This is a genomic window from Microbacterium sp. GbtcB4 (assembly GCF_019091465.1).
GTDB lineage: Bacteria > Actinomycetota > Actinomycetes > Actinomycetales > Microbacteriaceae > Microbacterium > Microbacterium paraoxydans.
Window position 1 is genome coordinate 1 of record NZ_JAGXJJ010000438.1, and the last position, 242, is coordinate 242.

1 pseudogene is annotated in these 242 nt (G+C 67.8%); it reads right to left on the reverse strand.

The annotated features are described in order from the left end of the window. Positions 1-242 (reverse strand): annotated as a pseudogene (locus KVS71_RS18385) (heme-copper oxidase subunit III); the annotation flags it as partial.

The window sequence follows — 242 nt, forward strand, 5'->3', positions numbered from 1 at the left end:
TTCCCTCGGCGACCAGCTGGGGGTACCCCCAGACCTGACCCGAGACGAAGATAGCGCCGAGGGCGAAGGTGAGGAAGAACCACCCGACCATGCCCCAGCCGAACAGTCGACGGCGGCCGGCACCGTTCTTCTGTCCCTTGCCGATCTTGCTCGGCTGCAGGTCCTCCGCCCCGAACACGCCCATCTGGCCCGTGAAGGGGGGGAGCACGAGGATCGCCGTGTTCCCTGCCGCGAACGGAACG